The sequence below is a fragment of the Scardovia wiggsiae genome (assembly GCF_051045985.1).
Classification (GTDB): Bacteria; Actinomycetota; Actinomycetes; order Actinomycetales; family Bifidobacteriaceae; genus Scardovia; species Scardovia wiggsiae.
The window spans coordinates 89,950-114,641 of the sequence record NZ_CP157350.1; the positions used below are offsets into that span (position 1 = coordinate 89,950).

A 24,692-nucleotide genomic window follows, 5' to 3' on the forward strand; every position below is an offset into this window, starting at 1 on the left:
AATTTTATTTGTATCTGTATGTTTTACCGTCGGAAGATCCCATAAAGCTGGTTTTGCGCCTGCTCCGGATTGTTCCGGTTAATGTGCTTTATGTGCCGACTTGGCGGATATTGAGATGATGCATGCTGCAAGGCTACGGCAGACAGTAGTATTAGAGACTACTAGCGTCAGATGAAGTTTTAGTGTGCAATAAGGCAGATACGCAGCAAGGGGTGGATAATATGGCGAACGGCAGTCCAACAGACAATTCGCTGGATTCTGTGGAGCAGCTTGATACCCATAACAAGATGGAGCGCGGACTGAGCAACCGCCATGTCCAGTTCATTGCAATTGGCGGCACCATCGGTACCGGGCTTTTCCTCGGTTCCGGCAAATCGATAGCGCTCACCGGCCCGTCGATCGTCCTCGTGTATATTGTGGTGGGGCTGGTAATGTTCATCCTGATGCGCGCTATCGGCGAACTTATGTATAATGATCCAAGCCAGCACACGTTTATCAACTTTATTACGAAATATGTAGGCAAGGGCTGGGGATACTTCGCGCAATGGTCGTACTGGATCGTGCTCGTCCTTATCGGTATGACTGAACTTACCGCAGTTTCCAAGTATTTTGTGGAGTTTTTCCGGACGTACAATATTGACCTGTCGTCGTGGAAATGGCTGATAGAGATAGCGTTCCTGGCTGTCCTCGTCCTCATCAACCTTATTGCTGTCAAGGCTTTCGGGGAGGCAGAATTCTGGTTTGCCATGATCAAGATCACCCTGATCATAGGCATGATCGTTACCGCCATCGTTATGCTTATTATCCATTACCGTTATCCGGCAGTAAGCATAAGGACAACAAATTCTGTTATCAGCTCGCCGGCAGGGGAAGTTTCGCTTGCCAATATTTTCCGCGGGTTTTCGATTGCCCCTCACGGCTGGTACAACTTTGCCATCGCATTCCCCATGGTATTTTTTGCGTATCAGCTGATTGAATTCGTCGGTGTAACAGTATCGGAAACCAAGAATCCGCGTCCGGTACTTAAAAAAGCTACAAACCAGATCATTTACCGCATCCTGATCTTTTACGTCGGCGCGCTTATCGCCATCATGACTATTGTCCCCTGGCGCAATTTCGTGCCTGATAAGACAGGCGAATTCGTTTCCCCGTTTATTATGGTATTCAAATACGCAGGGATCGACTGGGCAGCAGCGCTCGTATTCTTTGTGGTGATCACAGCAGCGAGCTCGTCGCTGAACTCCCTCCTGTTCTCTGCAGGCCGCCATCTTTACCAGGTGGCGAACGGATCCCGGCAAGGCTCTGTTTTGCGCTTCTTCAGCCTTGAACAGGTATCAGGGCATAAAGTCCCTGCCCGTGCCATTCTGATGTCCGGGCTGTTTATCCTGCTGTCGCCTGCAGTAAGCCTGTTCCCGGCGGTAACGCAGGCATTCACATGGTTTTCCAGTGCGTCGAGTGCCGTTATTATCGGCATCTACATTTTGACGGTCATCGCACACTGGAAATACCGCAGCAGTTCTGATTTTACGGCTGACGGTTTCCTGATGCCTGCTTATAAAATTTTCGATGCCCTTGCCATTGCTTTTTTCATCCTTATCTATATTTCGCTTTTTATGGCGGCAGACACAGTATGGCTTGCGGTGGGCGGACTTGTATGGTTTACGGTCTTCGGTGTGTGGTCCCATTTCCGTGTGCGCCGCATGCAAGAGCGGCATACAGCCTCTCTGTAAGGCATCGGATTTTTGCGGGGATTTATATTTATTCTATAAAAATCTCTGCCGGGAACCCGGACGAATGCTGGGCTGTGTATCGGGCTTTGTGCGCGGCTGGACGCCCTGATGCGTCTTTGGACGCATTCTCTGCTGAGTGCCCGGCTACAGTTGTGCACCCCTCTGGATGCCCGCTGAGCAGGCGGAGGAACTCAAAATTGATTTCCGGCGGAGTGCTGTTATACAGATGCTGCGGGTCGCAGACGAATAATGCCGTTGCCAGCCCGTCGGCCCATGCTGTTGGATACTCCATACCGGATGATGTGTGCGGTGCATATACCCACGTTGCCTCAACATCCCGGGCCGGCTTTCCCGTCAGCGCATCAAGGATGTGATGGGCCTGGATAAGTGAGGAATCAGGCCGGCGGACGGTCCATGTGCGCCTGCCCGGCGCTGAAGCGCACAGGGCGGTCCCGCGCATGCCGGGTTCGCGTGTACTGCGGCCGATGGTGCAGATGCCTATGGCGGTATCGGTATCGCTTGGATCTTCGAGCGCGACCTGTGTAACTCCGACGGCTGCCTGCACTGTATGGGATTTATAAGGTCTGTGCAGACTCTGGATATCCCCGGTCTCCTGGCTGTACTGTGAGCGGGCTGCTGAAAAGTAGAGGTCTCCGCCCGCATTGATGGTGAACGCTCCGCAGCCCAGTGCCTCCAGCTGCGCGGATAAAAGGTCAACACAGAACCCTTTCCCCGCAGCACCGAAATCAAGGCTGACAGGCGTCCTGGTGTACAGTGTTGCCCCCTCCCTGTGGATAGACCGCCAGTCTGCGGTATGGAATCCGGCAGGAGTGGCTCCTGCGGATATGCTGCGGGGCCTGCCTGGGGCGGTGCCCACAGGCCCACTGGAAGCAGGGCCATTGCCGATAAGGTCGAAAGGTACGCTGTAGCCCAGGCGTATCAGGCTTTCCCCAATGCAGGGGTCTATACGGCCGTCAGTTGCCTCATACAGGGAATCGTAGATGTCAAAAAGCGGCCTGCAGTATTCGGGGAATTCAAAAATACTGTTATGCTCGGCTATACCCTGCGGATCGCCCATAGCGCGCACAAGCGAGCGGGGCAGGAACCGGGACAGGGCAGCTTCATATCCGGAGATAGATCGGCGGAGGCTGTCCTGCGCATCCTGCGGTATCCTTTTTTCGCTGGTAATGATCATGCCTGTACCCAGTACGCCGGGAAAAGCGCAGATATGCCGTTCTGCAGCAAAGGCGGCGCCAGTATCGGATATTCGCATTGTGCCATTATACCTTGCAGGTGCAGGCGGCAATACAGGCGCTATAGTATGGCCAACGATTTTGCAGCCTGCAGGCCGCAGCGCGCGCAGGCGTGATCACAGATACAGGAACAGATGTCAAAAATTTTTCAATAAGTTTCATTAAAACCCTTTACAAATCGGCCCTGATATTTTACGTTAGTAAAAGAGTTCGTCCTAAGGAGAACCGTGAAACAGTATCCATATCCGTTTATACACATGCCTCAAGCCCTGCCGTTTACGCGCTGTAAACAGCATGGCGGGCTTAATGTACATCGTACATTGCTGCGGCATGCCCTGCGTGTATGTGTGTTCCTGTGCGCTGCTTTTGTGATATGCATAAGCGCCATATCAGGTGCCACTGTGCCCCGGGCGTATGCGGCAGATGCGGCAACGGATTATGCTTCATGGGATGCAGTCGTTTCCAGGATCTCCCAGGACCTTGACTCTGCAGAGGCTTCTTACGGATCAGGCGATACTACAACGGCAGCAGCTTCATCGCAGCGTGCATACAACACAGGCTATGTTGCTACGAATATGACCAGTGCTGTGCAGCAGGTCCAGGGATCTGCAGAGGCCCAGTCCCAGGCCGGCGATTTTATGGCTGTCACATCGCTTACATACCAGCAGCCCAGCGCGCAGAATATCCAGGACCTCAAAACCCGCATACAGCAGCTCAAAAACCGGCTGAAGGCTTCGGCACAGGTGCTGGATGCCGACACTTCCCTCGGGTCCCCGCGGGTATATGGGAAAAAACTTGATGACAAGATCAGGCAGGAACGCCGCAAACTGGACGCTGAGAGCGTCAACAGGAATGAAGGCCGGGGGAACCGCACATGGACTGCAGTTGCCCGTGAAATGAATGCTATCCTTGACAAGGCTTATACAACCGCAGTTGACGGCCATAACGGTGAAAAAGCAGCAGAGCTCGTCAACGATGCGTACTACAAGTATTACGAAAAGCTTGGTTTTGAAAAAACCGTTATGAGTGCGATCTCCGGGGCCCGTGTCTCCGCGGTAGAATACCAGTTCAAACAGACCCGTAAAGATATGGTTGCGGGTAAACCTGCGCAGACCATCAAAAAAGATGTAACTGCGTTGAAAGATATGCTCACTAAGGATGCCGGGATACTGGATGCCGCGAATTCCGGCGGTTCGTCTGCCGCGCACATCAACCCGTTCACACAGTTCTTCAGTTCCTCATTCGGGCAGGCATTCATCATACTGATCCGTGAAGGGCTTGAAGCCATCCTCGTAGTTGCGGCTGTTATTGCCTATCTTGTAAAAGCAGGGTATAAGGATAAGCTGCGTTATATTTACATGGGTGTCCTGGCCGGGATCATAGCTTCCGGGATCATGGCAGTTATCTTGAATGTACTGTTCGGTGCGAGCGGATCCCATCAGGAAATGATCGAAGGGTTTACCGCCCTTGTTGCTATGCTGATGCTGCTGTTCACCAGCAACTGGATGCTCAATAAATCGTCGGTCGCAGGATGGAACACATATATCCGTTCCAAAACTGAGAAAAGTATTTCAACAGGGAGCGTGCTTTCCCTGGCCTCGCTGTCGTTCCTTGCAGTATTCCGTGAGGGGGCCGAAACTGTGCTGTTTTACCAGGCGCTGGCCGGAATGGTATCAGGCAGCGATTACAGCGCCCTGTACGGAGGGGCTGCCGCAGCAGCTGTTATCCTTGTTATCGTCTTCCTGCTCATCCGCTTCACATCAGTCAGGATCCCTATCCGCCCGTTCTTCGCAGCCACCAGTACCCTTATGGCAGCCATGGTCGTGATTTTTGCAGGCAGCGGGCTCCATGAACTGATTGAGGCTGATGTGATCGACGGCGTGTATCACCCGGATTGGATCACCAATGATTTCCTGGGGATATACCCATACACAGAAACTGTTGTTTTCCAGATAATCATGGCTGCAACGGTCATAATACTGGCAGCGGTTTCCATCATCAGCCAGAGGAAGGCCAGGAAGGCTTCCCTTCAGGCGGAGGGGGACGGTACCGGAGCGTCCGGCCCGGATACCGGAAGCCCCCACGCAGATGTGCCTCATACGGGGCAGCAAAAAAATAATCCAAACAGTACACATAATCACAACGATTAAACACACAGTGTCAGATCCTGTAAAGAAAGGCAGATACAGATGGCAACAGATAATGCAGGAAAACTGAAGAAAGTATGTGCGGCCGCAATAGCCATGCTCTGTGCGGGCGCTATGGCCGTTTCGCTCTCGGGCTGCGGCTCGCAGAAGCCTGCAGCGACTAAAGCGAAAACATCGCAGACATCCAGCGATTCACAGGGCAGCAAAGGCTTTGAGGAGTACCCTATCGGGCATGACCAGGAAGTCGGGCCGCTGAATGTGTCTATGGTGTATTTCCAGCCCGTAGATATGAAGCCGTCAGGCATGGGCCTGTCGGCAGCTGAAGCCAGCTTCCATCTGGAGGCTGATATCCATGCCCTGGCAAATAATGACCTGGGCTATTCCAAAGGCGAGTATGTGCCTGATCTGACTGTACAGTATGAGATCGTGGATAAAACCACCGGCCAGGCTGCCGCATCGGGGACATTCATGCAGATGAATGCCAATGACGGACCGCACTATGGCGCCAACGTGAAGCTCGACAAGGCAGGCCAGTATAAGCTCAACCTGTCGATCCACTCGCCGGCTGAAAAAGGGTGGGCACTCCATGTCGATAAGGAGACCGGCGTCAAAGGCGAGTTCTGGACCACACCTTTGAAAGTCAGCTTCGACTGGAACTACACGCCGCATAAGTGGTAACCTTCAGAGTGCATTTCACCAGGGAAACAGCAAAGGATTCTTGTGCTTAAACAGTTTGTCACCGCATTGCCCGGAACGCTGACACCGGTATTACTGTATATGGTGTTAAACGTTACCCTGTCCGTGGGGGAGGGCAAAGCAAAACCTCTGAGCAGCTCCTGGCGTTTCATAGGTATGCTTGCGGGCATTGCGGGGGCAGTTGTTTTTGCCGGCCTGCGCTCATTCGCAGTGATAAGCCAGCAGACGGCGGCGCTGCGACCGGCCCTTTACGTGAGCGTGATCGCAGATATCGCTGTTACCGCCGCAATCGCAGGGTCAGGCTGGCTGATAAATAACTGGCGCAGCCAGTGCGCACAGCAGCGTAGCCGGCAGGGGGAGTCCGGTTCAGCTGCAGCAGGCCGGGGAACAGCAAGACGGCGCTTCACATGGCTTGACCTGGCTAACCTCGTGGCTGCCGCAGCTATTGCGGATACATTTTTCACCTGCCTTCCGGACGTCATCATCCAGCTGGCGAACTTCGTGGAAACAGGCCAGTCGGCGTTCACATCCGCTATGCTGGCACGCGCTTTGGGCTTCTTCCTTGGCGTAGGGGCAGCAGTAGCTGTTGCGGCCATTTTTTCAACAATGCGGACAAGCGTACCGCACAGGGTTTTTGCTGCAACCGGCGTGCTGTTTATGGCTGCCGTACTTATCCAGCAGAGCACGGCCCTGGTGCAGATACTGGTGAATACAGCTGACATCGAGCTGAGTGATGCCCTGTTCTCCGTACTGGTATTCCTCATCAACCACGGGCTTTACCTTGTTATTGCCCAGGCGGCTGTATTCATTATCCCCGCTGCTGTTTCGGTGGCGGCAGGGATCCGCATCAGCCCGCAGGCGCGTATCCAGGTGCAGGGATCAGGCCATTCCCAGGCGCAGGGCCGTATCGCGAGGAAATTCCGCAGACATGCATGCGCTGCGGCAGTATGGTCCCTGGCAGCGGTCCTTTTCGTCGGCACAGCACTTACCTATGGCGTTGCCCGCACTAACCAGGAGATCGTCCTGTCTGCCCCTGAGAAATATGAGCTGAAGGATGGCGTCGCCTCAGTCTCTTACGGCCAGCTTTCTGACGGCCATCTCCACCGGTTCCAGTACACGGCGAAAGACGGCACTGTTATGCGGTTCATCATTATCAAAAAATCTGGCGGCGCGTATGGTGTCGGGCTGGATGCATGCGAAAACTGCGGTCCGGCAGGGTATTACGAAAAAGACGGGAAGATAGTCTGCAAAAAGTGTGATGTTGCTATAAACCTTGCGACCATTGGTTTTAAGGGAGGGTGCAACCCCATCCCGGTCGCATATGAATCGGCGCATGGGAAGATCACTATCAAAACAGCCGATCTGGATGCCCTTTCGAGCCACTTCAAAACGCTGTAGGATGGAAGAAGGCTCATATGTTTTTTCTGAGGATGATCAGCAGATCAGTGGCCCGGCAGTTCCGCCGGCGCGTGCTTATCTGCATAACCGTAGCACTTGCCGCCGCAGTAAGCGTGGCGATGCTTGGTATCGTCTATGATGTTGGCGATAAACTTACCACTGAACTGTCAACGTACGGGTCCAACATTACCGTCCGCCCTAAGTCGGATGCTGTCACGGCCGAACTGTACGGGTCAAGCTCCTCAAATACCCCCAGCTCATCGACGGCAGACCCGACCAGTTTCATCAGGGAATCTGACCTTCAGAAGATCAAAACAATTTTCTGGGCATATAATATTACCGATTTTGCTCCGCAGCTCAATATCCGCATGTCGGTACAAAGCGGGAAGACTGCACAGAAAGCGGGCAATGTCCCTGTAATCGGCACATGGTTCAACAAAACCCTGCATGCTTCGACCGGGGAAACAAGCGTGCTTGGGGTGCAGCGCATGCGTCCATGGTGGAAGCTGGAAGGGTCGTGGGCTAAGGATTCGGCGGACCAGGCCATGGCCGGTTCCGCGCTGGCAGACAGGCTCGGGATATCTGCCGGCGATACGGTTACCCTCTCCAAAGGCTCGCATACACGGCAGCTGACAGTAACAGGCGTGTATACTTCCGGAGATGATGACGACAACGCCCTTTACACATCAACAGCACTTGTGCAGGATCTGAGCGGACTGCCGGATTCTGTGGATTATGTGGAAGTGAAAGCGCTGACAACACCTGAAAATGACCTGGCGCGCAAAGCGGCGAAAAATCCGGACGCATTATCGCAGGAAGAATGGGAAACGTGGTATTGCACCGCATACCCGTCGTCTATCGCGTATCAGATCGAGGAGGCCCTCCCCGGGGCTGTGGCTAAGCAGGTGCGTCAGGTGGCGGCGCTTGAAGGCAATGTCCTTCAGAAGACCCGCGCAGTTATGATCGTGATGACCGCACTGACACTTATCGCCGCAACGATCGCCGTTGCCAACCTTATGTCCGCTGCGATGGCGGAGCGGGCTTCCCAGCTGGCGCTTCTGAAGGCGATCGGCGCCAAAAACAGTGAAGTTTCAAGGCTTATTATTGCTGAAACGGCCGGGATAGCATTAGCAGGTGCAGTGGCCGGCGCAGCTGCCGGCGCCGGGCTGTCGCAGCTTGTAGGCCATGCCGTTTTCCATTCGGCTATTACCATGCGGCCTATGGTTTTCGTCCTCGTCGCTGTGCTGCTGTCCATAACCGTACTTACGGCATCTATTTCAGCAGTCAGGCAGATACTGAAACTGCAGCCCGCCCAGGTGCTGCATGGACGGTAGGAAGGAGGCATAATGGCTGATAAGGATGCCGGCCGCTCCGGCAGCAAGGATTCCGGACGCTCCTGCGGCAGGGGGCACAGGCCGGGGGGAAAGCGGTATTCAAACAGCAATATCCGCATGTTCTGGATAATGCTGGCCGGCGCAGTTTTCCGCCGCCGTTCGCGCGCAGCCATGGCTGTTATCGCATCGCTGGTAGGCTCGGCAACATTATTCTGCCTTATTTCAGTATGCGTGATCGTCCCCCGGCAGATGGCTGAGGAGATGCAGTCTTACGGCGCTAACCTCATTGTGAAATCTAACGGTACCGGGAAAACGGCGGACGGCATCCAGCAAGCAATGATCGACCACACGACCGATATGGTTACGGCATACGGCCAGCAGGCATCATGGGCTGCGTACCGCTATGAAAATGTGCGCATACATTCAGCGCCATACCAGGTTGCGGGCATTGACCCCGTGCGTACCCGCGGGATCAACACATTCTGGAGCCTTCAGGGGTCTATGCCGCAGGGCAAAAATCAGATACTTATCGGTTCCGATGTGGCGCGCGCGCTCAGCGTATCAGTCGGCAATACTATAAAGATCGGTTATCGCGCCTCAGACAGCCAGGACAGCACAGCATCATCCGATAAGGCGCAGCCCAGGCGCGATTCTGTATCTGATATCCTTGATACTGGCGGGAAACCGTTCAGTATCTGCGGGATCGTTGATACCGGGGGAGCTGAGGACTCCATGATCTATATGACGAACCCTGCGCTGGAAAGCCTTACAGGCAGGAAACGCGGGGCTGACGTTATAGAATATGCCTCAGCTGCCCAGGGGCAGGATCTCGACAGGCTTGTCAGGAATATCAACGATATGACGAGCATGAATGTAACAGCGCAGAAAGTTGCGAAGATCTCCGCAGCAAATGCATCCATTATCACCATGCTTACAACGCTTTTCTGGATAATCTCCTTGGTTATCCTTGCCCTGACTATTGTTGGGGTGTCAACAACGATGGCTTCCATAGTTTCCCAGCGCAGAAGCGAGATCGGCCTGAGGAAGGCCCTGGGGGCTACATCCGCAGGCATATCGGCCGAGTTCCAGGCAGAATCCGCGATCTACGGTTTTGTCGGGGGTATCCTGGGGATCGGCGTGGGGTACGGTGTTTCGGCTGCCCTCACTGATACCGTATTCCAGCGGAGCGCTTCATTCAGCTGGGCGCTTGCGCTCCTGTGCCTGGCAATAAGCGTGGCAGCGGCAATAGCCGCTTCGTGGATACCCATCCGTACAGCTGTAAAAATCGATCCGGCGGTGGTGCTCAGTGATGAATAATAACAATATTAATGATGAAAAAACTAATGATGGGGAACAGGACATGCTCCTCGATCTCAGCCATATTTCCAAAATATACGGTGACCTGCATGCCGTAGATGATATCAGCCTCAGCGTCCCGCGCGGCCAGTGGCTGGCAATCGTCGGCTCCTCAGGATCGGGGAAAACAACGCTTATGAATATTATCGGCTGCCTCGACAGCCCATCTGAAGGGTCAGTTGCCCTGGACGGGCGCAGCCTTGAAGACCTTAACCAGTCTCAGCTTGCCGATGTCCGTAAAAATGTGATCGGCCTGGTCTTCCAGAAATTCTATCTTGTCCCGCACCTGACAGCTGTGGAAAATGTTATGGTTGCGCAATATTACCATTCTGTGGTTGATGAGAAGCAGGCCATGGAAGCGCTGGAAAGGGTAGGCCTTAAAGAGCGCGCGCACCACCTGCCGCGGGAGCTGTCGGGAGGGGAGCAGCAGAGGGTGTGTATTGCCCGTGCGCTGATCAATGATCCGGAGCTGATCCTTGCTGATGAGCCTACAGGGAATCTGGACGAGGCCAACGAAAAGGTCGTGCTGGAGCTTTTCCGCAGGCTCAACGCACAGGGTACGACTGTTATTGTTGTCACCCATGATGCGCTTGTTGCATCGTGTGCGCAGCGCGAGATCATGCTTAACCATGGGCAAGTTGCAGGGGAAAAGTGGAATGACAAGCAGGCTCATCAGCGATTTGTAGCCGCCGGAGGGCGTACTGCGGTGAGCGGCGATCCGAATTCGCCAGCAGCGGCAGTATACAGTTCCCCTGCGAAAGCTGCTAAAGTGGATACAGCAGACCATACCGGCCCTGCGGATGGGGCCCGCAATGGAACAGAGGCGGATCATGAAGAAAAAAACCGGTAAAAGCGTATCGCTGGCAGCGCTGGGGATCCTTGCTTCCGGTATGCTGCTTGCCGGCTGCGGGCAGACGCGGGCCATCCCGGCGGATGACAGCTATGCAGGCGGGAGCGAGGAATCTTCGGCACCGTCTTCCGGCAGCCCGTCATCGAAGGCTTCCAAACCTTCCGCGGATCCGGGCAGGGGCAGCCCGCGGACGCTGGGACCGGATACCGGAATATATGCGGACGGCACCTTTACGTCAGTTGCCACATACGGCCCGGTCAGCGAGGACTCGATTGATGTTGCTGTGACTGTTGCCAATCAACAGGTTTCTGATGTGAAGGTAACGCCGCATCCGGCAACCCCTGTCTCGAAAAAATATCAGGACGGGTTTGTCAGGCAGATCAAATCTGCGGTAGCGGGCAGGCCGCTGAAAAGCCTTAAGGTAGACAAGGTTGCCGGGGCAAGCTGGACGTCAGATGCGTTCAATAAGGCGCTTGATGTCGTCCGTCAGGAAGCTTCTGTTTCCAGCTGAGGGCCGTGCGCCGGACCGGTATACCTATCGGCTGGGCCAGCGGCATCCCGTCCTTTCGGATGCGTAATAAGCGAAGCAATAAAAAGTACAGCTGCCCATACCGGCCCGATAATGGCTGCCACCCGGTAGCTCGGGTTAAGCCACATCAGGATGTAGAGCAGGACCATAAAACTAATAATGATCCATGGCGTTATGCGTGCCAGAGGGAGTTTAAACGTGAGTTTCCGGGCTTCGCGGGCACCTATATATCTGCGGAATTTCATCTGTGTGACAGCGATCATCGACCAGTTGATGATCGCGGCGAAAGTGGCGATAGCCAGGAGATAGGTGAATGCAAAGTCCGGCCATAGGAAAACAACGACTACCGCTATGGCGGTAATAGCGGCAGAGGTAAGCACACTGGCTACAGGTACGCCCCGTTTATTGACATGTCCCAGATATTTCGGCGCATTGCCCTGCCTGGAGAGCGAATACAGCATACGGGAGTTGGAATACAGGCCTGAGTTGTAAACGCTGATCACGGCGGTGAGGCATACAAAATTGAGGATGTCGGCAGCGATCGAAAATCCTGCAGTATTGAATATCTGGACGAACGGGCTTACGACAACACCCCGGGCATCAGGCCTGCCGATCTCCTGCCACGGTACAACAGCCATGATCACGGCAGGCGCGGCTATGTAAAATGCCAGTATCCTCCATACTACTTCATTCGTTGCCTTCGGGATCGACTTCCCGGGGTCGTCGGCTTCAGCTGCAGCAATGCCTATCAGTTCTGTACCGCCGAAGCTGAACATAACGACAACCAGTGCCATAAGCATGCCGGAGAACTGGAAGCTGTCGAGGAAACCGATAAGTCCGGAAGGGGAGGGGCCGGATGCCTGGGCGGCATCTGCAGGATGCAGCGCCTGCGCGCTGAGGAAACCGTGGGGGAAGAATCCTCCCTGCTGCGTAAACAGGTTGGAGAATCCCGGTATAATGCCGCTGGAATTGGGTACCGCCAGGAATATGAGGGTCAGCCCCACAATGACCATCGCAATAACAGCAGCGATTTTGATAATAGCGAACCAGAATTCGAATTCACCGAATGCGCGTACCCCCAGGAGGTTCGCGGCGGTGATAACTACCATGAAGACAGCCGAACTGACCCACGCAGGTATCTGGGGGAACCAGTACTGCACAAAAGTGCCTACAACGCTCAGCTCGACCATTGACACGAGTATGTAGTTTGCCCAGTAATTCCAGCCAGAGATGAAACCCGCACGCGGATGCCAGTACCGTGCAGCGTAGTAGCTGAAAGCACCGGCCCTGGGGTCGTTAGTACTCATCTCGCCGAGCGCGCGCAGAATAAGGAAGATGACCAGCCCGCCAATAAGATAAGCGAGCAGGATGGAGGGCCCGGCAAGTTTGATGGATTCGGCGGACCCATAAAACAGCCCTGTGCCGATAGCGCCGCCGAGGGCGATCAGCTGGATATGGCGGTTTTTCAGATTTTTGCGCAGCCCGTTCTCAGGGTCTATATCGTTATGCGCATTTCCTGCATCCATACCTTTTGCCTCCGTACTGCGTTCTGTATCCGCACTTTCCGTACCGGCAGTATCCTTCATAAAAATGGCCTTTCCGTCGCTTCAGGTTTAGTCTTACCATATCCGGTACTGCCCCTGGGAAGCGGAAAGGGGGTACTCTGTTTCATGATGTGGACGGATGCCTGCTGCAGATGCTTCGGATACGGTACCTGCCTCTGTCTACTCGCCGGAATCCTGTCCTCTGTCTACTCGCCGCCGGTATCACCATCGTTATCATTATCACCTGGATTGCCATCCTGCCCCTGGTTGCCGTTCTGCTCCCGGCGCTGCTGCTCGGCCTGCTCGCGGTCTGCCTGTGCCTTGGCGTTGACAGAGCTGGTAACGTTCGCCATAGCAGATTCGAGGGTCTTCTGCTCATCGCTGTATTCGTCGGCGGTGACTGAGGAACCGCTTTTGTTCAGAAGAGTCCTGGCACTGTCGATGGCAGATTCCAGATCGGAGCGTACCTGGTCATCCATAACCCTGCCGTTTGATGACGTATACAGGGCCTGTGCCTGGGAAACTGCACTTTCCAAGCTCTCGCGCGCATTGGATTTTACCTTTGCTGCCTGGCTTTTCTGCACTGCAGAAACGTTATTTTTCAGGGACTGGGCAAGTTTATTAGCGTTTGCGGTAAGTGTGGTGCTTTTCTGGACGATCTCTTCCAGCTTGCCGCGGACGAGCGAAGGGCTGCAGGCCTCTACAGCGTTGATGCTGTTTGATGTATCGCGGGCGTTGGATACTGTAGTCCGCAGCTGTGTGATCGTTGCTGAATCCTCAACATCTGATCCGCTTACCGATGATGTTACGCTTTCAGCTTTCGACAGCTGCTCGGACAATTCGCCGGATGCAGTCTGCATTTTTGCTGTTGCCGCCTGGCAGCTCGACAGGGCTGTGTTGTATTCACTGGTGCGCATAGCCCGGCGGATCGCCAGGCCTCCGTAAACAAGGGCGATAACCGCGACGATGGCAATAAGCGTGATCACAGTTACCCGGATAAGCTTACGCTGGTTTTCATCTTCTTTGCGTGCCGCCGCACTGACACCACCTGCGCCAAGCTCTTCGGATGCTTCGGTTCCGCGTGTCCCGATACCTGCGAAGGGCGTACCGGAGGATGCTGTGTCTTCGCCGAAATTGGAAACGAGCTGATCCAGATCCGGATCAAGCTGGTCAGGTTCAGATTCCGCGAACACCTGTGTGGCAGAGGAGAAGATGCCTTGTGCAGATGGGTCAGCCTCCTGCCGGGCTGAGGGGGATGGGGCAATAGCCTGTGTTGCCGCTGCAGCAGCCGGAGGGATTGCCGGGACAGTTGCAGCAGCCGATGAAGCGGGCGGCTCTGCGGCGGGGGATGCCGCGCTGCCGAGCACCGCAGTATCCGCCGGGCCGTTTTGGGCAGTCCCTGCCGCCGCAGGGGTACCGGCCGGCGGAAAGATGAGTGTTGATGTGTCAAAGTCGGGGGCAGGGAGGACATTCGGCCTGTTCGCAGGATCCCCTGCAGATGAGGCAGCCGGAGCAACCGGGGCAGTAACTATAGCAGTTTCCGCATCGCCTGTACTGGCGGCGCCGGCACCCGTACCTCCGGCAGTTTCCGTAGTCCCGGCAGGTGCGCCGGTATCAGCCATAGTACCTGTGCCGCCGCCTGCCGGCATATCTTCAGCCCTGAGCGTGTGGAACCCTACGCCTTGCCAGCCGTCCGGACCGCTGTCATCATCAAGAAGGGGATTGAAAGTCTGTGTTTCTTCAAGCGGCCTGTCTTCTGCACTGTCTGCTGCTCCAGCACCTGGGATTATGCCGGTGGTACTGCCGGCGGCGTCCCCGGCAGGGCGGACTGCCTGCTGCTCCTGCATATGCAGTACAGGGTCCTCGAGCGTGTCGGGCATCGTATAGGAATGGGAGGCTTCCGGACCCTCAGGATGTGAAGAATGGCTGCGCGCATCTTCATCAGTGATCAGCACCGGGTCTTCTATCGGCGGGATAGACTGCGTGGACTGGATATCAGCAGCACTATCCGCGCTGCCTGCCTCCGCTGCAGCGTCAGCAGTATTCCCATCGCTGTCCATATCAGGCCTGTCGCTTTTGCGGTAAATCGTCATAACCCGTCCTTCGCATATGACCACAAATGACTGTGCCTTATATTTTACCGTGTCCCAAGGAATGCGCGCGATCTGCTGCAGGCCTGCCCGCAGCCGGACGGCGCAGAATGCAGCATATATGCGCGGCCTGCAGCCCCGTTTGTGAAGGGAACGTAGAAAAATACAGCCTAAATTACAAGGAATTGTGCTTATTGCTGATAAAACCTGTGACCTTAAGGCTTTTCCTTTAGTGTGGACAGGACAGCAGCTTCAGCGCGCCCGGAATAACAGCAGGAACAGGAAACGTGATACGGGCATTTAAAGGCTGGCCGGGAATCGGAAAGATGGAAACGTATACAGCGTACAGGAACGCAGGTTGGAAAGGTACGGTTATATGAGGAAACTGGGTAAGAACGATCCTTCAGCAGCAGACCCTTCGGGGAACCCCTCCGGGGGGTTACGCGGCTCTGCAGGCACAGCGCGGCATGAAGCCAGGAAGCGCCGTATCACTGTAGCCACGACGGCAGCTATAACCCTTGTAACAGTATCTGCAACGATTGCGGCAGCCGGTTTTCTTACCGGTTCTTTTGACTTCTCGGCGCGGGGGAAGGATATGGCGTCCATCACGGCTGCACGCAGGGGCGCTTCCGGAAATGCGGGTACTGCACGGCAGGGGGCGCAGGACGGCTTACGGTCTTCAGGCAGCCCGGGGCAGGGCGGACGTTCCGGCGGTCCTGCCAGCAGCCCCCAGGGCAGCGGGGGTGGCCTTAAGGGGAATAATAATTCCGGCTCCCATCCGCAGGATACCCCATCCCGTGTCGCCAGTTCCATCCCCGGCAACGCTGTTGTCATATCCGGGAGCATGGCTGCAACGCCTGACGGCACAGTGTACGACATTGCAACCGGGGCAACAGTTTCGGGCTCACAGGACCCCGGGCAGTATTCACGTTATTTTGGTACGGATACGGCCCCTGCCGATCCGCTGGCAAAAACTGGCGGGAAGTCATTTCTGCCTGTCCCTGTGGAAGATATCCGGGACAAGGCGGGATCGGATGCCCCGGCGGAACTTTCTTCAGGGCATCAGCAGGGCAGCATTGCTCCTGCGGCAGCATCTGTCTCCCTGAAATCCCAGGATGCCACTGCTGCAGCCCCGTTGCTGCGGTCAGCCCTTCCAACTGCGCCCCTCCCGGATAAGGCCCTTCCTGCTGCTCTCCAGAACAACAGTTACGGGGCGCACTGGGGGCAGTATAACGGAACTCCCGCATTCTTCAGCCGTAACGGGTCCCTTTTCGCCCAGCAGGCTAAAGGCGTGATCGATGTATCCGAATGGCAGAAAAATATCGACTGGGCAGCCGCCAAACGTGCCGGTGTCGAAGGTGCTATTATCCGTATCGGGTACGGAGTAGGGAATGCCGATAAAAAAGCCCAGTACAATATTTCAGAATGCAGGCGCTTAGGCATACCTTTTGGGGTCTATATATATTCGTATGCGTCGGATTCCGGTTTTGCCTACAATGAGGGGACGTCTACCGCGAACCTGCTGAAAAGGTTCGGCGTTTCCGAGCGTGACCTCAGTTATCCGATCTACTATGACCTTGAAGCGTGGACATGGAAAGGGCATACCCGTTCCACCGATCCTGCCGTTTATGAGAGGATCGTCAGCTCATGGTATTCAGCTATGGGTGCTGCAGGCTATGGGAATAAACTGGGCGTATATTCATACACGAGCTATCTCAACAGCGCACTGAACCGCCCGTCCATCCATCAGAAAACGTCATGGGTCGCCCAGTACGGAAGCACTATGACTTTTACGGGTCTGTCCTCAAACTTCCGCGGCTGGCAGTACTCATCTGACGGCAGGGTCAACGGGATCAGTGGGAATGTGGATATTAATGCGTTCGGGTATAAAGATGCGGTCAGGCCTGCCAGTACCGGCCTTGATGTGACGCGGCTCCCTCAGGTCACGGTACCTAACGGCCTGTATTACATCAATGTCCGCCAGAATGACACGATGTCTGTTGATATCAATAAAGGCAGCCTCAGCAACGGCCAGGCGCTCCAGCTGTACCACTGGAACAATGCTACCGCTCAGCAGTTCCGCTTCACCCGCCAGAATGACGGCAGCTATGTGATCACCAACGTGAACTCCGGCAAAGCTATTGATGTAAGCGGTTCCCAGACTTATAACAATGCGAAGATACAGCAGTGGGAAGTGAACGGCGCAGCAGCGCAGAAATGGTTTATCCGTGACGCGGGGAACGGCTATTACCTCCAGTCTGCTTTAGGCAATTGGGTGCTTGATATGACAAACGGGTCAAGTGCCAATTTCACGCCGGTCAAACTGTATACGCCTAATGGGCTTGAAGCACAGAAATTCCAGATCGCATCGGTCAACCCGATATCAACGGGCACTGCCATGCGCATATCGAGCGGCATAAGTTCTGGGCTTGTTATGGATATCCCCTCTGGTTCCCGCGACAATTTTGCGCGGCCGCAGCTGTACACCTGGAACGGCGGATCGGCCCAGCTTTTTACTTTCCGGCAGGTGGGCAACAGCGTGTACACTATTGCGAACCTGAACTCGGGGAAGCTTGTCGACGTTGATAAAAACAGGTCTGCCAACGGGTCTATGGTTCAGCAGTACCAGTCCAACGGCAACGAAGCCCAGCATTGGCATGCACGGTGGCTTGGCGGAAACAGGTATGGCTTTATCGGCTCAGGATCGGGCAAATTCCTTGACGACCCTGCCGGCAATACTGCGCTGGGGACAAAGCTCCAGATATGGCAGGATACTAAGGCTACGGCCCAGCAGTGGGAAGTCACCCATTCAGACAGCCCTGCGGCTCTGGCATACCGGCACCGCAATGACCTCGCTGACGGGGTATATACTTTCGGCGCAGCAGCGAACCCTTACTACAGGCTTGACCTCAACGGCGGATCCCCCGCAAATGGCACTAATATCCAGCTGTGGCAGGCGAACGGTGTCACAGCCCAGGACTGGAAAATAACCCATGACGCTGAGGGTTTCATAACTTTCACAAGCGTGGCATCAGGGAAGGCCCTTGATGTTGCAGGAAGTTCCACGCAGCGCGGGGCGAATGTCCAGCAGTGGCCGCTGAACGGTGCCGCTGCGCAGAAATGGGTAGCGGTGCGCAACAGCAACGGGACGTATACTTTTATTTCCGCTTTGAACGCTTCCCGCGCTCTGGATATCCCTAACGGCATAGCCCGTAATTATGCTAATGTGCAGATATGGGAAACGAACGGTGCGCCGGCACAGCAGTGGCGGGCTTACAGGAAATAGTTTCACGGCATTGTTTCATGGGAATTGCTAAAATATAGATGTCTGACTTTATCTAGTGGAGTTTTATCGAGGTATATATTATGTCAACTATGAAGTTTGCCAATATCCTGCTGGAGTCGAACCCGCGTTCAGCGGCATATCCGGGCCTGTACTGCCGTTCAGACCAGCCGGTGGTCCGGGACCCCGGCACAGGCGAGTGGGAAATGTATTCAGCAGGGACCTATGATTTCGCCACATATTTCAATTCGCTGTCAGTCATGAAGCTGCGGAAATATACTGCCGCAGACAGTTTCAGCCTGCATCTGGAGCTTAAAGGTGCAGCGTGCACAGTCCGCCAGAACTACGGCGGGGTCTTCAGCGCAGAGCCTGAAATCATTGAAGGGTCTGAGCGTACAGTGGCTGCGGGCGACAGCTGGCAGACTATTGATATGCCCCTGGCAGTTACGGATGATATGGTACTTGCCGGTTTCGTCATCAGGACTGAAGGCCGGGTGGCTATCCGCAACAGCTATTATGAGGTCGGCTACAGCGGGAAGCTGCGCGATATCGAGCTTGCCGTCGGCACGACAACGTTCAAAAAAGAAAATTATATTACCGGAAATATTGATCTGATCAGGAAAAATATCATTGATACTGATGAAGATATTTCCCGGCATTTTCATATGTATGTTATAGACAACGGGCGCACTCTGGATGCCCCGGCCCTGAGCAGCGAACGGATCACTGTTACCCCTAACGATAACGTTGGCGGTGCGGGAGGCTTTACCCGGGCAATGATCACCGCTATGGAACAGGAGCCGAAAGCCACCAATATCATCCTTATGGATGACGACGTGGCCGTTTCTCCTGAAAGCATCAAACGCACATATAATGTGCTGCGCCTTCTCAAGCCTGAGTATGAAGAGGCCATGATCAGCGGCGCGATGCTCAACTACGAGGTAGGCGAGGACCAGTGGGAAGACATCGGGCATGTCAGCCCTGAGGGGGCTTTCAGGGCCTGCAAGCCGCCCCTGCGTATGACGGTGTTTGAAGATCTTGTGTATAACGAGAAATTCGAACCGACAAAGAAGATGAAAAAAGATCTGTATGCTGCCTGGTGGTACTGCTGCATCCCCGTTTCGGTGATCGAAAAGAACGGCCTGCCGCTCCCTTACTTTGTTCGCTGCGATGATGTTGAATACGGGTTACGCTGCAAAACCCCATTTATCACCATGAACAGCCTGTGCGTCTGGCATATGTCATTCAGCAAGCGATATAACGCTGCTGTGGAACGGTACCAGAGCACCCGGAACATTATGATTGCCCAGGCGACTACGGGTGTGGCAGCAGAGGCTGATCCGTTCCATGAGCTGTATAAGAATGTCAGGCTCGAACTGAAGAAATTTGCTTATGATGATGCCGAGCTCTGCCTTGATGCCTTCGAAGATTTCCTGAAAGGACCTGATTTTATCAGCAAGCCGGGGGTAGCTGAAGCTACCTTTATGAAAGCTAATAAAGATAAAGAAAAACTTGTTGATTTTAAAACCCTCCAGGAACAGCTTGATGCAGACCCCGATGTTGAAGGCCTCCAGATCTCGGATATTGACCGGCAGCTGATCGACGGGGACAAGCCGCGTACTTTCTTCAACCGTGCAGTAGATTTTACTACTGACAACTGGCAGCATGTCATTAAGCGCGAAGGCCGGGGGTATGCTGTGATTCCGCTGATCGGGTGGGCTTATCCGGCCGGCGTTATACGCGGCAAGAAGAAGCTTGTCGCCATTGACTGGTTCAACCGTAAAGGTGCTGTACGTGAGAAAGACCCGGCCCGGTACAATGAGATCATGAAACGCTACAGGCGCGATATGCGCTACTATAAGACCCATGCTGCACGTCTGCGTCATGAATATGAAGCGGCGCGCGCAACAATAACATCTGTCGGGTACTGGAAACACTATCTTAAAATGGACTAACCTTTATCTGCCTATGGTGCATAGTAGCCGGTCACAGGCGTGCACGCATGCTGTAATTGGATGCCGTGCACCGCAGGCAGAGGAATGAGATGAACCAAGTGGAAAACCGATTGAAGAAGCGCTACGGTTATGCGTGGACTGTCCTTAAAGGGCTTGTCAAGACTGATTTCAAACTGCGGTACCAGGGGTCCTTCCTCGGCGTGCTGTGGTCAGTGCTCAAGCCGCTGCTGCTGTTCGTAGTCATGTATTTCGTTTTCGCGCGTTTCCTGCGCATGACTGACGGCACGCCTACCTACCCGGTAGTCCTCCTGGCTGGTATCAGCTCATGGCAGTTCGTGACGGAATCCGTCAATACAGGCCTGCGGTCCATTGTTGACAGAGGGGACCTCCTGCGGAAGATCCATTTCCCCAACTATATTGTGGTGGTTTCTGCAACTGTCGGGGCATTGATCAGCTATGCGATCAACCTCCTTGTCGTGCTTGTCTTTGCTGTGGCGCTGCGTGTCAATTTTACATGGTGGACTTTATTGCTGCCGCTGAATATTATCGAGCTGTATGCTGTGACCTTGGCAATGACGCTTATTATGGCGACCATGTATGCCTATTTCCGCGATATCGCGCATATCTGGGAAGTGCTCCAGCAGCTTATTTTCTATGCCATGCCTATTATCTACCCGTTAAAAATCCTGCTGGAACCGCCCAGGAGATTAGAACTCCTGGCGAAACTGGAATTGCTGAACCCTATTGCCCAGTCGATACAGGATATCAGGCATAACCTCATAGATGCTGAGAACCAGCAGACAATATGGACGATGTACGGCAATTCAGCTATCGGCTGGTGCGGGAAATTCTTCCCCCTAGTGTTCACAGCTGTACTGCTGTGGTTTGCTGTCTGGCTTTTCAGGCGCAACAGCCGCAAGTTCGCGGAGGTGATGTAATGGGTAAACCAGGTAAGCCGCAGGGCCTCCATGTGCCGCCGGCACAGAGTGAAGCCGCTGATAATAAGCAGGATTCCACAGGTTCCGGGGAAAAGGATATGCATGGGCAGAGCAGGGAAGCTGCTTCCAGGCGCGACTATATGGCTGCTCCGGTCGTGCTTTCCGCACAGCATGTGTCCAAATCATTCAAACTGCCTACTGAGCAGGCGACCGGCATCAAGCAGGCGTTCATCAACTGGACAAAAGGCATCAAAGGCTATACACGGCAGGAAGTCCTTAAAGATATCAGTTTTGATGTCCATCAGGGCGAGTTTTTCGGTATCGTCGGGCGTAACGGCGGCGGGAAATCTACGCTCCTTAAGATCATTTCCCAGATATACTATCCGGAAAAAGGCGAGATCTCGGTTTCAGGGAAACTCGTGCCGTTCATTGAGCTTGGCGTCGGTTTCAACCCTGAGCTGACTGGGCGTGAAAATGTGTATCTGAACGGTGCGCTGCTGGGTTTCACGCGCCGTGAAGTTGACCTCATGTACGATGATATCGTTGAATTCGCCGAGCTTGAAGAATTCATGGACCAGAAGCTTAAAAATTATTCTTCCGGCATGCAGGTAAGGCTTGCGTTCTCTGTTGCCATCAAAGCCCAGGGGGATATCCTTGTGCTTGATGAGGTGCTTGCTGTGGGGGACGAGGCATTCCAGCGCAAATGCGACGATTTCTTTACGGAGATCAAGCGGGATCCGAGCAAAACGGTTATCCTGGTGACCCATGATATGGGTTCGGTAACAAAATACTGCACCCGTGCCATGATGATTTCTGACGGTACTGTCAGGTCGATCGGGGACCCCGAGTCAGTATCAAAGCAGTATACCCTTGCCAACCTGGAGGCAGAAAAGGCCGAGGCCAGGCGCAGGCGGAAGGAAAACGGCGGGTATGCGAACGGGCTCAATGAGCGGTGCCCCATCCTGAAGACTTCTGCTGTATCGTCAATGGTCAACAGCAGCTCGGATATCTTCCGGTTTGATGTGGAATACAGTTTCGACGAGCCCGGTGATTTCTACCTGGCTATCGCCCTGCATGATATAAGGCGCGGAGGCATAACATATGATACGGGCAACCATAATCTGAAAGCCCTGCAGCACGGGCATCATACGGTACGGTTTGAACTGCCCCTGGACCTTTTCAACAACGGCGAATTCAGGCTTGTGACTTCGCTGTGGAAAGGCAGCGCGGAGGATCCTGATACCGCGGAATTCGTTGCCGTGGCGATCGATGATAATGCCTGCGATTTCGTGGTCCGTGATAAGCGGAACAGCGACTATGCGCTGCTGAGCGACCGGGTGCTGAGGATAACCCCGGAAGACCCTTCGCAGATCGAATATATCCAGCGCCAGTGACTCAGCAACTCAGTAACAGGGCAAAATCCCATCGCAGGATGGGCAGATGGTGTAAGGTAGAAATATGGTACGCAGAAAGCGCAGTAGAACTGCCGGCAGTAAAGGCGACGGCTGGGAAGCGGTATCCCGTGTGGTCTTCCCTGTTGAAGACGGGCAGCAGGTCATGCCCCTTTATGCTATTGATTTCACGCGCCCCCGCATAAATGAAGCTGCGCTGGCAACGTCCGGCGTGCTCCCGAAGCTGGACGTGGGCGCCATGACCCGGGGCAAGTTCCAGGAACTTGTGCGCACCAGCGGCATCGGCGATTCCGTAACGTGCGATTCCTTCACTGTCAACAGCCGTACGCAGATAACTGTCCGCCGGCGCGGGTATGCCTCGCTGTGCACTTTCTTCAATGCATTCCCTGCCGCATACTGGCGCCGGTGGACGTCTGTACGGGAAGTGCGTTTTTCCGCTCGGGTACAGGGCAGCGGGACCGTCCGGCTGTTCAAGTCTACCGGCCGCGGGCTTATCTATGCGGCTGCAGAGGAGATAGCTGTTGATGCCGCCGACGGTTTCCACGACATCAGTGCCGAGATACCTCTGACCGGGCTTATGGACGGCGGCTACTTCTGGTTTGATGTTGAGGCTTCAGACAGCCCGGTGAGCGTAGCAGATGCCCGATGGTCCGTGCCGCGCGAGGCAAAAACTGCGCATCTGTCGGGAGGAAAGGCTGAGACGACGCTGTCAGTTGCCATAACGACTTTCAACCGCGCCCCATACTGCCTTAACCAGCTGCGGACGCTTGCCAATGCCCCTGAACTGCGCCGGCGTATCGACACTGTGTACTGTGTTGACCAGGGGACGGACCGTGTGGAAAACCAGCCCGGTTTTGAGCAGGTGTCGGCTGAGCTGGGCGGCCAGCTCTCCTATATCTGCCAGCGTAACCTGGGCGGTTCAGGCGGCTACTCGCGCGGCATGTATGAAACTGTGAAAGCAGGCCGGAGCGATTATGTGCTCCTTCCCGATGATGATGCCGTCAGCGAGCCTGAATCCATCCTCCGCGCCGTGCAGTTTGAGGATTATGCGGTAAAGCCGCTGCTTGTGGGCGGTGCGATGTTCCATCTCGATAACCGCACCGTGCTGTATACCCAGGGTGAGCGCATCAACTCTTCGCGCATGTGGAATATGCCGTCTGCCGGGCTTGATTATAATTTTGATTTTGCGGCCAGCCCTCTCCGTGACGCCCCTGAACGGCATCAGCGGGTGGACAGCGATTATAACGGATGGTGGATGTGCCTTATCCCCGTAGCTGTCCTTAGGGAGATCGGCCTGTCCCAGCCGTTCTTTATCAAATTCGATGATATCGAGTTCTGCCTGCGGGCCAGGCGCCATGGCTGCCCGACTGTATGCCTGCCCGGTGTGGCAGTCTGGCATCAGGCGTGGCATGATAAAGACCCTACGCGCGGCTGGGAAGAGTATTTCATCCAGCGTAACCGGTGGATATCTGCGCTGCTGTGCTTCCCGGACCATCCTCCGCGCATGGTTCTGGAGAACCTACGGTGGGATGCAAGCGTCAGCCTGCGGTTCCTCTACTCTGCCCTCGCCCTGCATACGATGGGCCTGAAAGATATCCTTAAAGGGCCGGAATATATTGCCCGGAGCCTTCCTGTGAAGCTTGACGAAGTGAAATCCCTGCGCGCGCAGTTTGATGATGCGCAGGTGAAAAGCAGTTTTGAGGATTTCCCCGAGCCGGCAGGGGAGATGGCTTCGCACGGCAAACGCCGTGAAAGCCTGACTATGAAGGATTATTATAAGGCTGTCCTGGGGCTTCTCGGGCGCTGTGCTGCAGCGGGGTTTGCAGGCGGTGCGAAGCGGAAGCAGGGGTATCCTTCCCGTCCTGATATTGCTGTCCCGGCAAAAGATGCTTCCTGGGCAGGCATAGCACTGCACAACCTTGATTCGGCACTTCTGACAGCCCCTGACGGCAATACCGTGGCGTGGGTCAGGCGCGATGACAGGCGTGCGCGCCAGGGGATGCTGGAGAATGCCCGCCTTACTCGCACTATCCTGAAAAACTGGAAAAAACTTGCCCGGGAGTATGCTGATTACGACATGGCATCAATAAGTTCATGGGAACATATTTTTAAACAGGAGTAGCGGGAGCCGACAGGGATGCGCGGGCCCGGGAGGCTGAAGGGCCGAAGGATACGGA

Annotated in this window: 16 protein-coding genes; 13 read left to right on the top strand and 3 right to left on the bottom strand. The window is 54.8% G+C overall.

Going from position 1 to position 24,692, the window contains the following annotated elements:
- Positions 1-221 precede the first annotated feature (221 nt).
- Positions 222-1,730 carry an amino acid permease gene (locus ABKA16_RS00345; protein WP_380999784.1) on the top strand — a complete coding sequence of 503 codons (1,509 nt, stop codon included), beginning with the start codon at positions 222-224 and terminating at the stop codon, positions 1,728-1,730.
- A gap of 28 nt (positions 1,731-1,758) precedes the next feature.
- On the opposite strand, the gene ABKA16_RS00350 is transcribed toward ABKA16_RS00345, so the two are convergent.
- Positions 1,759-3,003 carry an FAD:protein FMN transferase gene (locus tag ABKA16_RS00350; RefSeq protein ID WP_380999783.1) on the bottom strand — a complete coding sequence of 415 codons (1,245 nt, stop codon included), beginning with the start codon at positions 3,001-3,003 and terminating at the stop codon, positions 1,759-1,761.
- Positions 3,004-3,240: 237 nt separating this feature from the next.
- Between ABKA16_RS00350 and ABKA16_RS00355 the strand changes: the two genes are divergently transcribed.
- The 7 genes from ABKA16_RS00355 to ABKA16_RS00385 all read left to right on the top strand — a co-directional run bounded on the left by ABKA16_RS00355 (position 3,241) and on the right by ABKA16_RS00385 (position 11,275).
- A complete protein-coding gene (locus tag ABKA16_RS00355; protein WP_381000162.1) occupies positions 3,241-5,133 on the top strand; it encodes an FTR1 family iron permease in 1,893 nt (630 codons plus the stop codon).
- A gap of 39 nt (positions 5,134-5,172) precedes the next feature.
- Positions 5,173-5,808, top strand: a complete 636-nt coding sequence (locus ABKA16_RS00360; protein ID WP_007147791.1) for an iron transporter — start codon at positions 5,173-5,175, stop codon at positions 5,806-5,808.
- A gap of 42 nt (positions 5,809-5,850) precedes the next feature.
- Positions 5,851-7,224, top strand: a complete 1,374-nt coding sequence (locus ABKA16_RS00365; RefSeq protein ID WP_380999781.1) for a Fe-S-containing protein — start codon at positions 5,851-5,853, stop codon at positions 7,222-7,224.
- Positions 7,225-7,241: 17 nt separating this feature from the next.
- Positions 7,242-8,558, top strand: coding sequence for an ABC transporter permease (locus tag ABKA16_RS00370; RefSeq protein WP_380999779.1), 1,317 nt, complete (start codon positions 7,242-7,244; stop codon positions 8,556-8,558).
- Between the two features lie 117 nt (positions 8,559-8,675).
- Positions 8,676-9,875: an ABC transporter permease gene (locus ABKA16_RS00375; protein ID WP_381000160.1), complete on the top strand. Its 1,200-nt coding sequence runs from the start codon at positions 8,676-8,678 to the stop codon at positions 9,873-9,875.
- 43 nt (positions 9,876-9,918) lie between these two features.
- Positions 9,919-10,764, top strand: coding sequence for an ABC transporter ATP-binding protein (locus tag ABKA16_RS00380; protein ID WP_381000159.1), 846 nt, complete (start codon positions 9,919-9,921; stop codon positions 10,762-10,764).
- Positions 10,745-11,275 carry an FMN-binding protein gene (locus ABKA16_RS00385; protein WP_380999778.1) on the top strand — a complete coding sequence of 177 codons (531 nt, stop codon included), beginning with the start codon at positions 10,745-10,747 and terminating at the stop codon, positions 11,273-11,275. The genes ABKA16_RS00380 and ABKA16_RS00385 overlap by 20 nt, the downstream gene beginning before the upstream one ends.
- On the opposite strand, the gene ABKA16_RS00390 is transcribed toward ABKA16_RS00385, so the two are convergent.
- Positions 11,251-12,819, bottom strand: coding sequence for an amino acid permease (locus tag ABKA16_RS00390; RefSeq protein ID WP_381000157.1), 1,569 nt, complete (start codon positions 12,817-12,819; stop codon positions 11,251-11,253). The two genes, ABKA16_RS00385 and ABKA16_RS00390, sit on opposite strands and share 25 nt — an antisense overlap.
- 224 nt (positions 12,820-13,043) lie before the next feature.
- Positions 13,044-14,930, bottom strand: a complete 1,887-nt coding sequence (locus ABKA16_RS00395) for a hypothetical protein (protein ID WP_380999776.1) — start codon at positions 14,928-14,930, stop codon at positions 13,044-13,046.
- Between the two features lie 373 nt (positions 14,931-15,303).
- Here ABKA16_RS00395 and ABKA16_RS00400 point away from each other — a divergent pair, with 373 nt between their 5' ends.
- The 5 genes from ABKA16_RS00400 (at position 15,304) to ABKA16_RS00420 (ending at position 24,637) form a co-directional block, all read left to right on the top strand.
- The gene (locus tag ABKA16_RS00400; protein WP_380999774.1) at positions 15,304-18,213 is read left to right on the top strand and encodes an RICIN domain-containing protein; all 2,910 of its coding nucleotides are present in this window, start codon (positions 15,304-15,306) and stop codon (positions 18,211-18,213) included.
- Positions 18,214-18,293: 80 nt separating this feature from the next.
- A complete protein-coding gene (locus ABKA16_RS00405) occupies positions 18,294-20,165 on the top strand; it encodes a glycosyltransferase family 2 protein (protein WP_380999772.1) in 1,872 nt (623 codons plus the stop codon).
- An 89-nt stretch (positions 20,166-20,254) separates the two neighbouring features.
- The gene (locus ABKA16_RS00410; protein ID WP_380999771.1) at positions 20,255-21,103 is read left to right on the top strand and encodes an ABC transporter permease; all 849 of its coding nucleotides are present in this window, start codon (positions 20,255-20,257) and stop codon (positions 21,101-21,103) included.
- Between the two features lie 98 nt (positions 21,104-21,201).
- The gene (locus ABKA16_RS00415; protein WP_381000156.1) at positions 21,202-22,497 is read left to right on the top strand and encodes an ABC transporter ATP-binding protein; all 1,296 of its coding nucleotides are present in this window, start codon (positions 21,202-21,204) and stop codon (positions 22,495-22,497) included.
- A 64-nt stretch (positions 22,498-22,561) separates the two neighbouring features.
- The gene (locus ABKA16_RS00420) at positions 22,562-24,637 is read left to right on the top strand and encodes a glycosyltransferase (protein WP_380999770.1); all 2,076 of its coding nucleotides are present in this window, start codon (positions 22,562-22,564) and stop codon (positions 24,635-24,637) included.
- Positions 24,638-24,692: the final 55 nt, after the last annotated feature.

Bases quoted from the DNA above. Each gene is read 5' to 3' on its own strand.
- ABKA16_RS00345 (WP_380999784.1), top strand. From the start codon at position 222: ATGGCGAACGGCAGTCCAACAGACAATTCGCTGGATTCTGTGGAGCAG.
- ABKA16_RS00350 (WP_380999783.1), bottom strand. From the start codon at position 3,003: ATGCGAATATCCGATACTGGCGCCGCCTTTGCTGCAGAACGGCATATC.
- ABKA16_RS00355 (WP_381000162.1), top strand. From the start codon at position 3,241: ATGCCTCAAGCCCTGCCGTTTACGCGCTGTAAACAGCATGGCGGGCTT.
- ABKA16_RS00360 (WP_007147791.1), top strand. From the start codon at position 5,173: ATGGCAACAGATAATGCAGGAAAACTGAAGAAAGTATGTGCGGCCGCA.
- ABKA16_RS00370 (WP_380999779.1), top strand. From the start codon at position 7,242: ATGTTTTTTCTGAGGATGATCAGCAGATCAGTGGCCCGGCAGTTCCGC.
- ABKA16_RS00375 (WP_381000160.1), top strand. From the start codon at position 8,676: ATGTTCTGGATAATGCTGGCCGGCGCAGTTTTCCGCCGCCGTTCGCGC.
- ABKA16_RS00380 (WP_381000159.1), top strand. From the start codon at position 9,919: ATGCTCCTCGATCTCAGCCATATTTCCAAAATATACGGTGACCTGCAT.
- ABKA16_RS00385 (WP_380999778.1), top strand. From the start codon at position 10,745: ATGAAGAAAAAAACCGGTAAAAGCGTATCGCTGGCAGCGCTGGGGATC.
- ABKA16_RS00390 (WP_381000157.1), bottom strand. From the start codon at position 12,819: ATGGATGCAGGAAATGCGCATAACGATATAGACCCTGAGAACGGGCTG.
- ABKA16_RS00395 (WP_380999776.1), bottom strand. From the start codon at position 14,930: ATGACGATTTACCGCAAAAGCGACAGGCCTGATATGGACAGCGATGGG.
- ABKA16_RS00400 (WP_380999774.1), top strand. From the start codon at position 15,304: ATGAGGAAACTGGGTAAGAACGATCCTTCAGCAGCAGACCCTTCGGGG.
- ABKA16_RS00405 (WP_380999772.1), top strand. From the start codon at position 18,294: ATGTCAACTATGAAGTTTGCCAATATCCTGCTGGAGTCGAACCCGCGT.
- ABKA16_RS00410 (WP_380999771.1), top strand. From the start codon at position 20,255: ATGAACCAAGTGGAAAACCGATTGAAGAAGCGCTACGGTTATGCGTGG.
- ABKA16_RS00415 (WP_381000156.1), top strand. From the start codon at position 21,202: ATGCATGGGCAGAGCAGGGAAGCTGCTTCCAGGCGCGACTATATGGCT.
- ABKA16_RS00420 (WP_380999770.1), top strand. From the start codon at position 22,562: ATGGTACGCAGAAAGCGCAGTAGAACTGCCGGCAGTAAAGGCGACGGC.